Consider the following 13,761-nt stretch of genomic DNA (forward strand, 5'->3'; position numbering starts at 1 on the left):
CACTGTAGCATTGAGCTGCAATGGGCCTAATAATACCAATCAGTGTAAGAAATTGATCTACTCAGAGCTATTTGGGGCAAACTAATTCGAGGCGAATAAGTGATGTAATGGTGATCCCTTATGAGGTTATTCAACGAAGAAGTAGGCAGCCCCAAAAGCTCCTATAAGGCGAGTTTTAGCGCTTCTGAATGCTGCGTTAACGAGCTTAAACGTAGAATAACTATGCTCTTCACTCGTTGCCTTGCCTCAGAAGCGCTAAACTTTCGCTGAGCGATCAAGTCTTTATACTGATTGGTATCAATTAGCTTTTTAGACTATTTAAAGCTGCTCCAGATAGGCGCGTGATCCGATGGCTTCTCTATTGCGCGAAGCTCGTAATCAACATCCGACTCGACAAGTCGCTCATTGAGTGACTTTGTAGCTAGGACGACATCGATGCGCAGGCCGCGATTATCAACAAAACCTTTGCTGCGATAATCGAACCACGAGTAACGATCGACGCGCTCAGGGTGAAGTTCACGGAAAGTATCGAACAAGCCCCAGTCCATTAAGGTTTTCAACCACTCACGCTCTTCTGGTTGGAAGCTACACTTACCCGTTTTTAGCCAGCGTTTAGCATTCGGTGCACCGATACCAATATCGAGATCGATAGGTGAGATATTGATGTCACCAATCACAGCTAAGTCTTCATCTGGGTTGTGATACTCATTTAAGTAAGTCATTAGGTCTCTATAAAACTTACGTTTAGCTGGGTACTTGGTTTCATGGGAGATGTTATCGCCCTGAGGGAAGTATCCGTTGAGTACAGTTAATGGGCGGCCATTTTCCTGCTCAAAAGTGCCCATGATCATGCGGCGCTGAGCATCATCTTCATCCGTTGGAAAGCCTTTTTGAACCTTGATGGGCTCAAGTTTAGATAACATGGCTACGCCATAGTGGGCCTTGCCACCGTGGTAATGCACCTTGTAGCCCATGGCTTCTACATCGGCGACTGGAAACACATCATCGTGTGCCTTTGTCTCTTGCAGGCCGATAATGTCCGGTTGTTGTGTGTCGATTAAAGCCTGCAGCTGGTGCAGTCTGGCGCGAATACCATTGATATTAAAAGAAACTATTTTCATTATTTGATGTTCTCCCTATGGCAGGACGCGTTTAAAAGGCTTAACGATCACGCTCTGGTATACATCTGCAGCGATATAAGGATCGACATCAGCCCAAGCTTGAGCATCTTTTAAGGATGGGAAGTCCGCCACAACCAGAGAGCCGGTAAAACCAGCCTCTCCAGGATTTTCATTGTCTACAGCTGGGTGAGGGCCCGCTACCAGTAGACGGCCTTCATCGGCAAGGTGCTGTAGACGCGCTAGGTGCTCTGGGCGAGCTGCAAGGCGTTTCTCTAAACTGTTCTCTACATCTTGAGAGGAGATCATATACCACATATTTTTAGTTCCTTTTGTTGGTATTTGTCCGCTAGTCGTCGTTACTTTTTGTGAGCTCTTTCTTGTGCTCTTCAGGCATGTTCTTAAACAGGTAAACCACTGTAACAACGGTATTTAATAGGGTCAGTGCCGTTAAACCAAACACTTTAAAGTTCACCCAAGTTTCTTGGGATAGGCTAAATGCAATATAGATATTGATAAGGCCGCAGGCTAAAAAGAAAGTTACCCAGTACCAAGTAACATGAGCCCAGATTTTATCTTCAACCACCATCTCTTTTCCTAGCATGCTTTTTAAGATGGGCTTGTTGATGATTTGGCTAACAGCGAGGGCTATAGCAAACAGCGCATAAACGACTGTAACCTTCCACTTGATGAAGGCGTCATCATGGAATATTAATGTTAAGGTACCGAAAAAGGTGACCATCACGAAGGTGACAAGGTGCATCTTCTCGATCTTTTTATAGAGTGCGTAAGTGACGATTAACTGTAGGGCTGTCGCAGCAATTAAGGCGCCACTGGCGACATAGATATCGAAGAGTTTATAAACGGCGAAAAAGATGACTAAAGGCAGAAAATCGAGCAGTTGTTTCATAGGATTATTATCAAAATAGCAGTTCAAAAAATGGTGCCTGAGTGTAACACGGGTGGCTATTTTAACAAATGGCAATAGCCCATCCTACTAGCTGTAAGTCGGTACCGCTCTTTCATTGATGCAATCATAGGAGCCCATTTCGAATTCTCGGCAATTCCAAGGGCGATTTTCATAAATTGTGCACATCAATGTCTCTCGATCTAATGCCGAGCACCAGCCGTCGTCTAAACGCATCATTGTCTCGCCGCCCCACTGATCGATTGCAATATGCTCATCAGGCACCCCAGTGTCCGTGATTATCATAACCTCTAAGCGGCAGCAGCAGGCTTGGCAGTTTGAACAGCTGACCTCGGTTATTGGCACGTTCTTAATATTAATCGTCATGAGCATCATCTAATAAAATAATTGCGCATCTTACCCCAAAACTAACCACATTCGTAATAGATCGAGTCTGTAATTAACCAATACTCCTGAAGATGAATTATTATTGTTGCATATGAAACAAAGCTGAGTATACTTGGCTTTGAATAATATTGTTGTATAGGTAACAAAAATGAGTCGAGACAAAATTTATCAATCTGCGATCTACTTGGTCTTTGGATTGTCATTTCTTTTTTCCCTGTTTCTGATCGCTTCAGACAATATATCGCCCTTTACGACCCAAGCTTCGGTTCATCGAAATGTCGCTAATATCGCACCAGAGGTTACTGGGGTCATCACTGGCGTTGATGTGGAAAATGGACAGCATGTTAAAGCGGGTGAACGCTTATTTACGATAGATAAACGACGGTTTGAACTGGCTGTTGAGCAAGCAAAAGCTGAGTTAATACAGGCTCAAGATGCAAATTCAGCCAAATGGCAAGAGCTGGCATCATTAGAGCAAAGCTTTGAGCAAAGAGAGGTTGAGTGGCAAAACGCGACGATAAAGCTCACTCGTTATAGAAAGCTGCAGGGTAAAGGGCTTGTCACACAAGAGGAACTTGATGATGCAGTTATGAATGTCAATCTTGCTCAGAGCGCAATCAAGGCGGCAATGGCTGAAATTAAGCGTATAGAAGCTGAGTTAGCGAGGGCTGATAACCTTTATACAGCCAATGGTAATACGTCAGGTATCACCGCAAGTAATGTATTAACTCATATGCAGGGTGAGGGAGGTGAGAGTGCTGCAATTGTGTTAGCGCGCAGTAAGCTTGCTCAAGCAGAGCTTGATCTTGCCCATACAGAAGTTAAAGCAAAAATTGATGGCACTGTGAGTAACTTGCAACTTCAAAAGGGCAGTTATCTACAGCAAGGCAATGTAGCAATGTTCTTGGTCAATGAAGCTTCAGTGTGGTTAAAGGCGGACTTTAACGAGAAGGGCATGGCATATCTTCATAAAGGTAAACCAGTGATTATCTCTTTTGATGCACTGCCTGGGCAAGTATTCGAAGGTGAAATTATTAGTCAGGATAGAGCTATCTATGATGCATCAAGCCAGTCTAATCAGCTTGCCGAAGTGAGTAATGATACTCGATGGATCAGAGAGCAGCAGAAAATCCGCACTCAAATAAGTGTGCAACGTATTGATGCTGGGCTTATTTCAGGCTCTAAAGCCAGTGTTATGGTTAAAAATGGTAACAGTGTCATTGATACTCTTGCCACAGGCTGGATCACCTTAGTGGCTTATTTTCGCTATATCTATTAGCCGGTCGGTAACTTAATGAACTGTAATTTAATGGCCAGTTATTTAAACGCTGAGGAGTTGACGAGTGAAAGATAGTCGTAATGAGATTTTACAAATCAGCCTGACTATTACTCTGTGTATGTTAGTTGGCCGAGTTTTAAGCCTAGAGTCTAGTGTTTATCTAGCGCTTTTCCCAACCATCTTGATGACCAAGGCGAAAGATCATAGTTGGATTGGATTGTATAACACTTTTAAACCGGCGTTTCTTGCTGCCGTTGCCGCTTTGATAGTTACAGAGTCATTTCAGGACCATCCATTTATTATCTGGACCATTAGTCTGTTTTTTATCGATATGATGCGCCGTAAAGCGGATAATCCCGCCAAACTGGGCCAGATGATTATGCCCTTATTTAACTGGATTTTGATTGTCGTGTTTGCTCAAACAAGTGACATGGATATGCCAGATAGGATCAGAGAGATTTTTATCTCAATGGTGATCACCGCACTTATCGCTAGAGCTATGGTGGCACTTTTTCCTAAGTGGCGTGATAAGCCTAAAATAATGGCGACTAAACTCTCCTTGCCTGCAGCGCAGCAAGTGAGTTATCAGCATAGATTTGTTTCGCTGGCGTTGATCGGCACAGGGCTTGCCATATTAATGAATATTGACCTAATATCGGCAACCTTTTGTATGGTCCCTGTGATTGCTGCAGCGAGTCAGTTCAGCCGTAAAATGTATGCAGAGGTTGTGAGTCGGCGCTTTATCACTCAAATTGGTGGTTGCGCGTTAGCTGTGATTTTTAGTGTGTTAATGGCTGGACACCAAGGTGTGTTGCTTTACTATGCTGCTGTACTTGGGGCGCTAGTTTTTGCCATCACTAAGTTGATGGTAACGTCCAATGTGAGCTCACGAGACATTCATGCTGATGCTCTGTTAGCAACAGTGCTGCCGATACAGCTCTATCTTGATAGCAGCCATTTAGGCTTAGAGAGCACTTTTTCAAGAGCGTGGGAGCTCACTGTGACATTGGGGATCCTATATGCTGCTTTTCGTTTAACTCAATATCGAGTTTTCAGCCATCAAGATAACTAATTACCAGCTGGTATAAATGATAACAATAGAGAATGCTATGCAAAATGAAACCATAATAGCCATACCTGAGTTAGACAGCAGTCCCTCGTTTATTATGGGGTTAGCTTATAAGCAGTTTAGAACCATAGCGAGCCAGATGCTCAACGCTGAATTTGATATTACCTTAGAGATGCTCGGTGCCTTACGTGTATTAACTCATTTAGGTGAGGTACCTCAACAAACATTAGCTGAAACGCTTAACCGAGAACGCTCAGTGACTAAACGTTTAGTGGACAACTGTATCAAGCGAGAATTGATCATTGCACGGAAAAGTGACACCAACAAAAAGGCGCGTTATCTCGTCGTGACGGATAAAGGCTTGCTAGTGAAAAAGCAGGCTAGTGCCAAGTTGCAAAAAGTGATTGATGATTTTTACTCGCCACTGACTTCAGATGAGCAAAAACTGCTTTTGTCATTGTGTAAGAAATTAATTAAAGAAGACTTTTTACTCAGTGAATAGTTAACACTGCAGGGATAACTGCAACTTGTAGTGGATTAGGTTTGCCAAGATTTTGGGAGAGGCTTCACCCAAGCATCAAGCTGACACTGGTTGTTGATTGATTTTTGAAATGTTTTCGCATCGGCCAAGGTTAAGTTGGGTGAAGTGATATAAAAGGTATCTGTATGGTGACGAACAAGCGGTTTATTGTCGCCACAGGTAAATCTATCTAAACTTGTTGGTTGCTGCTTACCTGCGTATAGCTGCACCACATACCAGCTTACTTTACTCTTGCTGCTTGTTACTGCTTTAGCTACAAGCTTAGCCTCTTTCTGATTTCCACCTATGACAACAGGCTTAACTGCTACCTCCTGCGGGATAGCTGCTTGGATCGAATGAGTTGGCTTATTATCTAATTGGTTTATCTCATCTAACTCATCTAACTCATCGAGTTTATTTAAGTTACTCAGCTTCGCTAAGTTTATGTTTGACGTCTGGTCTATCTTTTGCGTGGTATTTTGTTTGGTATTTTGCGTCGTTTTTTGCAAGGGTTGAGCGAGAAGCGAAGAGTCGATGGTCGGCTTTGTTACATGTTCTTCTTGCGTGATGTTTAGCGATTTTGCAGGAGTGATCAACATAAAAAGGACGACAGCGAATACAGAAACAAGAGTAAGCGAGGCTACAGCAAGGTAACTAAAGTTGTCGTTCATCTGATTGCTTTCAACGCCTAATGCCTCCTTAATAGCAAGGCGAGCAATACTTGCATCTATTTGCATGCTTGATTTGCCATAACCTATCATCATAGCCCGCTCACATATCTGATTTATTGTTCTAGGGTTGCCATCGCTATATTTAAAGATAAGTTTAATCGCAGTATTTTTGAAAAGCGGCTCATGGCGGCCTGAGATTCTGAGTCTGTGAGCGATAAGCTCTTGAGTTCCTGTGAGGTTAAGCGGCACTAAATGAGATCTAACTGTGATCCGCTGAGCTATCTGTCTTAATGAATTTTGATTGAGATGCTGTTTGAGAGTTGTATCGCCTACTAAGATAATTTGCAGCAGCTTAGTGGTATCCGTTTCTAAGTTAGTCAATAGCCTAAGTTGTTCAAGTACGGCTTCACTGAGATGTTGTGCGTCATCTATTACCATAACGGTTTGACGTCCATCTTTGTGGTTGTTTAGTAGATATTCACTGAGTCGGTCTATCAGGTGCTTTAAGGTATGCTCACTAAAAGTGAGCGATAGCTCATCACAGAGCTTAGCCAATAGGGCTATTTCGCTCATCGCAGGGTTACGGATCACTGCAACATCAGTACTTTCGGGAAGCTGCTTGATGAAGGCATTTAATAATGTGCTTTTGCCTGAGCCTTGTTCACCCGTAAGTAAAATAAAGCCAGCCGTCTGCTCTACGCCATAGTTCAAGTGCGCGATCGCCTCTGAATGGCTTGTACTCAAGTAAAGCCATTTGTGACTAATATCTGCAGTAAAAGGGTGTTCATTTAGCTGATAAAACGCATTAAACATATGTGTTATCAATGGCTTTAATTGAGATTAAGCATAAGAGCTGATTAGTAATTAGGCAAGCTTAGGAAATCAATTAGCTTAACGCAGATGTTTTTTGGTTTTAACTTGGTGTTAGTTATTGTTTTTATTGTTTTTTTGTATTTCTTATTTGTTTGTGTTAAGTCTATTGCGAATTTTTAGGTTTAATCGCGGTTTATATACTGACTTAAAGGGGGGGGCTAGTGAAAAATGGAGCTTGTATGTTTTTGTAGGTGATTTCTTTGGCTGCGAACTTTGTATCATATAACTCGATTTAATAATCTTGTATTATATAGGTGTCAGTGTTTGTTTATTTATTAGTATTAATTAGTTCGGTGAAATAACACCATCGTTTGCAGGTCAATGGTGTTACTTCTATAAACAGTTTGTGATTAACTTTATATTGCTTATGTTTATTTCGTACTGTACTTTACTTTTCCTCCTTTGTTTCCTTTTTGTTCTTGTTTTAAATTAACGTTAAGGTTGGGTTTTCTATGGATAACCCAATAAGCAAATCCTACAAATGCTCCCCCTCCAATAATATTTCCTATAGTGACTGGAATTAAATTATTGAAAAAGAAGTTTCGAATAGTAAGGTCTGAAAATTCACTCGCTGTATGGCCTGTCATCTGCCAAAATTCAGGGGTTGCGAAGTTTTGAATAACGATACCCGTTGGGATCATAAACATGTTTGCGATACTGTGCTCAAAGCCACAGGCAACAAACATAGAGACAGGTAAAAGCATGACCAATACCTTGTCAGTGTTACTGCGACAAGAGAAGGTCATCCAAACTGCTAAGCAGACTAACAAGTTACACAGAAGACCCAGTATTACGGCTTGCAGGAAGGTATGGTGGATCTTATGTTGGGCAACCTTCATTGCATTGATCCCCCATTCACCGCTATTGCTCAAGTAAGTGCCCGCTAAGTAGATGATGCAGACAAAGAATAGGGCACCAGCGAAGTTACCTATGTAGACGGTAGTCCAGTTTTTGGCTAACTGAGCGTTGGTGATACGGTTACTGGCTCGTGCGACAACGGTAAGTACTGTTGAGGTAAATAACTCGCCACCACAGACTACAACTAATATTAATCCAAGACTAAACGCTAAACCGCCAACCAGCTTGGTCATGCCCCATGGTGCGTCTCCTGCACCCGTTGTCACTGTGATGTAGAAGACAAATGCAATTGAGATAAATACGCCTGCCGACATAGCAAGAAAGAAAGCTTGAATGGGATTTTTGGTGGCTTTTCCCACACCTACATCTTCAGCTTTTTTGGTCATTTCGCCCGGTAGTAACGCATCGAACGGATTATTGTTATCCATATTGCACCCTCCTTTAGGTTGCTTTTATGGTTTAATTATTTACCTTTAAGGTTTCGTTATCTTTGGTCGTAAATTACTCAAGTGTCAGCATCTAAGCCATAAACGTCATTGAGCAAGTTTTCACTCTTCTTCGTTATACGGGTTATGAATAGCAATACCGATGCCAGTATTCATTACTTGATGTTAGTTGTTGTTAATATTGGGAAAAACATGTTTACTGAAACAGGGTTTATCTTGAGTTAATGAAGATGTCGACACTATTGTCGACACCAATTCGACTTAGGTGACATGAGAGTCTAGGTATTGTCTCTCTAGCTACTGGGCCTTCAGATACTGAGTCTCCAGGTACAGTGTTTGCGGTTAGGGTGCTTAAAGCATGAACCCCTCAAATAGGCGGTAAAAGTCTAAAGTTTAAAATCTAAAGTTAAAGTCTAAAATCTAATGTCGAACAGTTTGCTGGGATTTAGGTGCTGGGATTTAGTTGGTTGGATTTGGCATGTAGGATTTTAGTTTGCAGAAAGGAGAAATAACAAAGGGCGACGAATGCTTAGCCGCCCTTTGTTGTTAAAGTAAGGTGTTAAAGTCAGAAGTTAAAGCTAGATATTAATTTATTTGATAATCAATCAATTAAACCGATTTGCTTAGCGACATCTTCAACGGGTTGATAGTCACTGTTGTCAGCTTCGACAAAGCTAGCTCTAGGAAAGCTTGCAAGTAAGTCGGCATCATCCATATTGAGTAGAGCTTGTTTAACTTTCTCTGTAAAACCTTCACCAAATTGCGTTTCGACACCAGAGCGAATTGTCCACTGATAGTCTGGATATACAGGACTTTTCCAAATGACGCTCACTTTAGATGGGTCAATTTTTCCTGCAGCCAGTGAGCTTTCCCACACCTTGTAGTTAACAGCGCCTACTTGATATGCCCCAGCTTGCACTTGTGCAATCGTTCTACTGTGATCACCTGAAAAGCCAACACGTTTAAATGCATCTTGCGGCTTTTTCTTAAGTTGTTGTTCGATAAAGTATTGCGGCATTAATCGGCCAGAAGTTGAGCCTTTTGAGCCAAAGGTAAATGTGAGATCTTCAATTTCAGGGAACTGCTCGCTACTCTTTAGGCCTGTGCTGCTGTGCGCTATGATATAGCTCTTAAAAAATTGGTCCTCATATCCCTGAGCAATCGCTTCAGAACCAGGCACTAGGCGTCTTGCTTGAACACCTGACAACCCACCAAACCAAGCGAGTTGGACTTGATTGTTTCTAAAGGCGGTAACCGCTGCTGAGTATGATTTAACTGGTACGTAGTTAACATCAACCCCTAGCTCCTTTTCAAGATAAAGAGCGACTTTATCAAATCGGGTTCTTAGTTGACTTTCATCTTCGTCAGGAATTGCGGTAAAAGTAAAGCTGGCGGCCATTAATGATTGTGAAAATAGCAGTAGCCCTACTGCAGGTATAAAAGCGGTTTTATTCATAGTGTTTCCATATACTAATTATAGTGTGATATATAATTTAGTTGTATTCTATATGAAAGGGGGCGACTTTGCTCACATTAATCAACAGTGTTTATATCTCTTTGTTATAACCGATAACGCCTATTGAATTTATTTGTTTAAATATGTTTTGTTATTTATTTTTATATAAAGTTTAGTGGTTTTTATATATTGAGATCTAGTTCAAATTATTATTAATTTAAATATATATACTGGATTCAAATTAAGGAAGTAGATGAGGTCTGGTGGCCTTCTCGGTCTTCAAAACCGATGTGAGTCTAATAGACTTTGGCAGGTTCGATTCCTGCCTCTTCCGCCAATTTTTAATAAAGTGATGGTTATGGCAGTTTAGTCGTGAATTTGTAGCTATTTGCACTTTTATACATGTTTGCTGATTTTTTACTGTGCATGAACTTCGAAATATTTCTAAGGAGTACATGTGAGAGCGACTCAAAACAGGACTCAAAAATCAGATCAGAAAGTTAACCATCGCCTTCCTCAAGTTGAGCAATTGCTGCAACACAGTTTTTTATCCTCCTTTATAGCAAAGTTGAGCCGGCCAGTTGTCACAGAAGTCATTCGTGACTACTTTGCACAAATCCGTCAAACAGACAGGTTTAAAAACGAGGGGGTCGATGGGATTGATGTCACTACCGATTTGACACTCGCGTTACAAAAAATACTGCTTCAGCGACAAACTTCGGTTATCAATGCAACCGGAACCATCATTCACACCAATCTCGGTCGTTCACCGATAGAGCCTTCACTGTGGGATGCCGTAAAAGGGGTGAATACTGGCTATAACAACCTAGAACTTAAGTTAGAAGATGGGAAGCGTGGCCAAAGAAAAGGGCTGCTTAATACGCTCATCGCTACACTGACTGGCGCAGATGCAGGGCTTTTGGTTAATAACAATGCCTGCTCTATCTACCTGTTGCTGCATGAACTTGCCAAGGGCAAGGAAGTTATTGTGTCACGGGGGGAGCAGATCCAGATAGGTGGTGGTTTTCGTATCCCTGATATTTTGGCGCTCTCTGGTGCCAAGCTGGTTGAAGTTGGCACCACAAATATCACCACTGCTGACGATTACATAGAGGCAATAACAGAAAATACTGCCATGGTGCTGGTTGTCCATCAGTCAAACTTTGCTATTCGTGGTTTTACTGAATCAGCTGATATTAAAGCCCTTAGCCGTCGATTACCCAAAGAGGTTATTCTTGCCGTCGATCAAGGCTCTGGCGTAACCAGCGAATGCCATTTTCCTGAAGAGAAATCAGTAGGTAAGTATATCTCTGCTGGCGCCGATCTCGTTTGTTTTTCCGGTGATAAGATTTTAGGCGGCCCGCAAGCTGGGATTATTTGCGGATGTGATGCGTTAATTAAACGCCTCGAAAAAAATCCTATGATGCGTGCATTTCGTCCAGGCAGAGTCGTATTGTCATTAATTGAAGAGTTACTTGTTCGTAAACTCAACGAGCAGGAAAGTGGTAAGGGGATCTCTGAGCGCTTGATTTCACAGCTATCTATGACCCTCAGTAAAGCAGATAGGTTAACGCATCTGTTCCCCAACCATATAGAGATATGTTCACTTAAGGCTGTGGTTGGTGGTGGCACGCTGCCTGACATTGATTACCCATGTTGGGGCGTTACTTTAGCGGGTGAGCCGAACAAATTGAGCCGTGAGCTTAGACTCAGACCTACGCCGGTTATTGGCGTTATCCATAAAGAGCAGTTTATGCTGAACCTCGCCAGTGTCACAGATGCTGATTTCGAGCTTTTGATTATCCAGCTTGAGGAGTACCTCTTGCTAAAACAGGGTTTCAGCGATGGCCATTGCAAAGGTGAGCAAGTAAGGACTGTGATTTGAAGGAGTTCAAATGAAGCGCTCATCAACACAAGTCATCCCAAATAATACTCATCACGTATCTGAGCAGTTTGTTATTGCTATGGCCGGCCATGTTGATCATGGTAAAACCGCTTTAATACAAGCATTAACAGGCATCATGACTGCACGTAGCTTTGAGCAAGCCTGCGGTATGACTCAAAACCTAGGCTTTGCTCACTTTGTTGGCAGTGAAGGGCAGCAAGTGGGCGTGATCGATGTGCCCGGGCATGAGCGTTATATTCGAAATATGGTTGCCGGACTGTGGAGCATTGAGCTTGTGGTACTCGTTGTTGCGGCCAATGAAGGTTGGATGCCGATGACCCAAGCGCATCTTGAAGTCGCTAAGGCAATGGGAAATCGTCCGGTAGTCATCTGTATCACTAAAAAAGAGTTAGTGGATGATGAACAGTTACTTGCGTTAGAGGAGGAGCTGCTTGAACGCGTGATGGATTGCTGTGATGAAATCGCTGAAGTGATCTGTGTATCTGCGGTAACGGGCGAGAACATAGAGCAGCTAAAACAGCTGATTTGTCAGCAGCTGAGCGTAAACACTGCGCCCATAGCCAATGGAGCTATTACAGGTGATATTAGTTGTCAGTCTCAAAATGGCAAAGCTCACCTTTATGTGGACAGGAGTTTTAGCGTACCTGGGATAGGTACTGTGGTGACAGGCTCGCTTGTCGGCGGCAGTGTAGACGTTGGTACGGGTTTGACCTTGATGCCCAAGGGCTTGGCTGTAAAAGTGCGTAGCTTACAGGTTTATCATCAGAGCGTTGAAAGGGCTGAGCCAGTTTCAAGAGTTGCGGTAGGCATAAAAGGGGTTAACTACAAAGCGCTTTCCCGAGGAGATTGTTTGGTTGTAGACCCTAAGATGCACAGCGCAACCAGTGAAATTATAGTACGCCTAAATCAGCTACCGCCTAAACTGAAAAACTGCCAGCTTGAGGTTGCGATTGGCAGTTGGCATGGTGTTGGCCAGCTAATAAAAATTTCTAATACTCAATTGGTCAGGGTTAAGCTTAAAAGTGAAGTTTGCTGTCACTTTTCGCAAGCAATTGCTTTTATTCAAAACGGAGGCAGTAAGCTGATTGCTAGCGGGTGCTGTGTCTGGTTACAGGAGATTGAGCGATGGCAAAGACGTCAGCTCTATGGCTTACTCGATACACTGCCTGAAGTTATTGATGACTCTCATCAAGTTCAGCTTCAATTGCAACTCGAGGGTTATATTGTTCGTAGCGAAAATCATCAGTTACCTGAGCAGTTCGAATATATTAACCTCGGTGATTTAGCTGTCCTTAAATCATGGTATCAGCAAACCGAGGCCTCTGTATTATCACTGCTAAATCAACCAAACGCTGCACTTTCAAGTGCAGAGCTTGCCAGTCAGTTACGGGTAAACCTCACGGTATTGACCGAGGTTCTTAAGCAGCTAAAAATGCAAGATAAAATTTATCTGAGTTATGAGTGCTGGCTTGCGGGTAGCGGAAGTAGTGAAGATGACCTCTGTGCAGAAAGTCAGACATTACTCAGTCACATTCGTGCTGCTCAACGAGCAGGATATATTGTCGATAAGCAGGCGAGGGGCGATCTTAAAAAACAGTTAAAAAACTTGGCTCGGCTTAAGTATGTGACCCAGTTAGAGGACAACATCTATTATGACCAAGGTTTATACCAATGCTTAATTGAAGATGTTTTAGCAGGCTGTAATAAACACGATAAATTAAGTATGGCTGATATTAAACAACGCTCAAAATTAAGTCGTAAATATGCCATTCCTTTAGCCAATAAGATGGAGAGAGATGGCTGGGTAAAAAGAGATGAAAATGACAGGGTCGTATTGAAAAGCTTATTTTAATCACTACAGGGTTAACCTGTTTGCTTTTTATCACACCTTACTCCCTATCGATATTAGATTTCCTATTCATTATTAAATATTGCTCTATGAATACCTTCCCCTAATTGTTTTTACCTTTAAACGCGGAAACTTATAACGGTTTTTTGTGTACCCTACTGATTTGTATGTGTTTGTAGTTGTGTGTTCTAGCTTGTTATTATCCCTGCGTTATTATGAGATACCAATCACAAACACGGTATTTAATAAATGTTATTGGCATGATGAAATTTATTTATATCGTTTGTGTCATTGCTGTTTTATAAGTGTCGTCATAAGTGTCGACACATATTCCTATTGCGATTAACCCCCTTGTTCATTAATTAGAAGTCGTTAAGTTACTAAGTTTAAATTCTAGTGCT

12 protein-coding genes and 1 tRNA gene are annotated in these 13,761 nt (G+C 42.1%); 6 read left to right on the forward strand and 7 right to left on the reverse strand.

Annotation, left to right across the window (positions count from 1 at the left end; translation table 11 throughout):
- Positions 1-314 precede the first annotated feature (314 nt).
- The 4 genes from xthA to BM736_RS04180 form a co-directional block, all read right to left on the reverse strand.
- A complete protein-coding gene (gene xthA, locus BM736_RS04165; protein WP_076408968.1) occupies positions 315-1,121 on the reverse strand; it encodes an exodeoxyribonuclease III in 807 nt (268 codons plus the stop codon).
- Positions 1,122-1,136: 15 nt separating this feature from the next.
- A complete protein-coding gene (locus BM736_RS04170) occupies positions 1,137-1,436 on the reverse strand; it encodes a YciI family protein (RefSeq protein WP_076408970.1) in 300 nt (99 codons plus the stop codon).
- A 31-nt stretch (positions 1,437-1,467) separates the two neighbouring features.
- Entirely contained in the window at positions 1,468-2,028 is a 561-nt protein-coding gene (locus BM736_RS04175) for a septation protein A (protein ID WP_076409904.1), read from the reverse strand.
- An 87-nt stretch (positions 2,029-2,115) separates the two neighbouring features.
- Positions 2,116-2,412: a YkgJ family cysteine cluster protein gene (locus tag BM736_RS04180; RefSeq protein ID WP_076408973.1), complete on the reverse strand. Its 297-nt coding sequence runs from the start codon at positions 2,410-2,412 to the stop codon at positions 2,116-2,118.
- A gap of 169 nt (positions 2,413-2,581) precedes the next feature.
- On the opposite strand from BM736_RS04180, the gene BM736_RS04185 reads away from it, so the two are divergent.
- From BM736_RS04185 to BM736_RS04195, 3 genes are all read left to right on the forward strand, one after another.
- Positions 2,582-3,712 (forward strand): HlyD family secretion protein, encoded by a 1,131-nt coding sequence (locus BM736_RS04185; protein ID WP_076408976.1) that lies wholly within the window; start codon positions 2,582-2,584, stop codon positions 3,710-3,712.
- 64 nt (positions 3,713-3,776) lie between these two features.
- Positions 3,777-4,784 carry a DUF2955 domain-containing protein gene (locus BM736_RS04190; RefSeq protein WP_076408979.1) on the forward strand — a complete coding sequence of 336 codons (1,008 nt, stop codon included), beginning with the start codon at positions 3,777-3,779 and terminating at the stop codon, positions 4,782-4,784.
- Between the two features lie 37 nt (positions 4,785-4,821).
- Positions 4,822-5,283: a MarR family winged helix-turn-helix transcriptional regulator gene (locus BM736_RS04195; RefSeq protein ID WP_076408982.1), complete on the forward strand. Its 462-nt coding sequence runs from the start codon at positions 4,822-4,824 to the stop codon at positions 5,281-5,283.
- Positions 5,284-5,318: 35 nt separating this feature from the next.
- On the opposite strand, the gene BM736_RS04200 is transcribed toward BM736_RS04195, so the two are convergent.
- The 3 genes from BM736_RS04200 to BM736_RS04210 form a co-directional block, all read right to left on the reverse strand.
- Positions 5,319-6,785, reverse strand: coding sequence for an ExeA family protein (locus tag BM736_RS04200; protein ID WP_076408984.1), 1,467 nt, complete (start codon positions 6,783-6,785; stop codon positions 5,319-5,321).
- A gap of 431 nt (positions 6,786-7,216) precedes the next feature.
- The gene (focA, locus tag BM736_RS04205) at positions 7,217-8,131 is read right to left on the reverse strand and encodes a formate transporter FocA (protein WP_083699826.1); all 915 of its coding nucleotides are present in this window, start codon (positions 8,129-8,131) and stop codon (positions 7,217-7,219) included.
- 619 nt (positions 8,132-8,750) lie between these two features.
- The gene (locus BM736_RS04210; RefSeq protein ID WP_076408986.1) at positions 8,751-9,605 is read right to left on the reverse strand and encodes a putative selenate ABC transporter substrate-binding protein; all 855 of its coding nucleotides are present in this window, start codon (positions 9,603-9,605) and stop codon (positions 8,751-8,753) included.
- Positions 9,606-9,850: 245 nt separating this feature from the next.
- Between BM736_RS04210 and BM736_RS04215 the strand changes: the two genes are divergently transcribed.
- The 3 genes from BM736_RS04215 (at position 9,851) to selB (ending at position 13,363) form a co-directional block, all read left to right on the forward strand.
- Positions 9,851-9,942 (forward strand) — tRNA-Sec (locus BM736_RS04215).
- A gap of 120 nt (positions 9,943-10,062) precedes the next feature.
- Positions 10,063-11,490 carry an L-seryl-tRNA(Sec) selenium transferase gene (gene selA, locus BM736_RS04220; protein ID WP_076408989.1) on the forward strand — a complete coding sequence of 476 codons (1,428 nt, stop codon included), beginning with the start codon at positions 10,063-10,065 and terminating at the stop codon, positions 11,488-11,490.
- 10 nt (positions 11,491-11,500) lie between these two features.
- On the forward strand, positions 11,501-13,363 hold the full coding sequence (gene selB, locus BM736_RS04225) for a selenocysteine-specific translation elongation factor (RefSeq protein ID WP_076408991.1): 1,863 nt from the start codon (positions 11,501-11,503) through the stop codon (positions 13,361-13,363).
- The last annotated feature ends 398 nt before the right edge of the window (positions 13,364-13,761 follow it).

The sequence above is a fragment of the Shewanella sp. UCD-KL12 genome, from assembly GCF_001957125.1.
Classification (GTDB): domain Bacteria; phylum Pseudomonadota; class Gammaproteobacteria; order Enterobacterales; family Shewanellaceae; genus Shewanella.

Excerpts from the sequence above, each read along its gene's own strand:
- xthA (WP_076408968.1), bottom strand. The coding sequence starts at position 1,121 with ATGAAAATAGTTTCTTTTAATATCAATGGTATTCGCGCCAGACTGCAC.
- BM736_RS04170 (WP_076408970.1), bottom strand. The coding sequence starts at position 1,436 with ATGTGGTATATGATCTCCTCTCAAGATGTAGAGAACAGTTTAGAGAAA.
- BM736_RS04175 (WP_076409904.1), bottom strand. The coding sequence starts at position 2,028 with ATGAAACAACTGCTCGATTTTCTGCCTTTAGTCATCTTTTTCGCCGTT.
- BM736_RS04180 (WP_076408973.1), bottom strand. The coding sequence starts at position 2,412 with ATGACGATTAATATTAAGAACGTGCCAATAACCGAGGTCAGCTGTTCA.
- BM736_RS04185 (WP_076408976.1), top strand. The coding sequence starts at position 2,582 with ATGAGTCGAGACAAAATTTATCAATCTGCGATCTACTTGGTCTTTGGA.
- BM736_RS04195 (WP_076408982.1), top strand. The coding sequence starts at position 4,822 with ATGCAAAATGAAACCATAATAGCCATACCTGAGTTAGACAGCAGTCCC.
- BM736_RS04200 (WP_076408984.1), bottom strand. The coding sequence starts at position 6,785 with ATGTTTAATGCGTTTTATCAGCTAAATGAACACCCTTTTACTGCAGAT.
- focA (WP_083699826.1), bottom strand. The coding sequence starts at position 8,131 with ATGGATAACAATAATCCGTTCGATGCGTTACTACCGGGCGAAATGACC.
- BM736_RS04210 (WP_076408986.1), bottom strand. The coding sequence starts at position 9,605 with ATGAATAAAACCGCTTTTATACCTGCAGTAGGGCTACTGCTATTTTCA.
- selB (WP_076408991.1), top strand. The coding sequence starts at position 11,501 with ATGAAGCGCTCATCAACACAAGTCATCCCAAATAATACTCATCACGTA.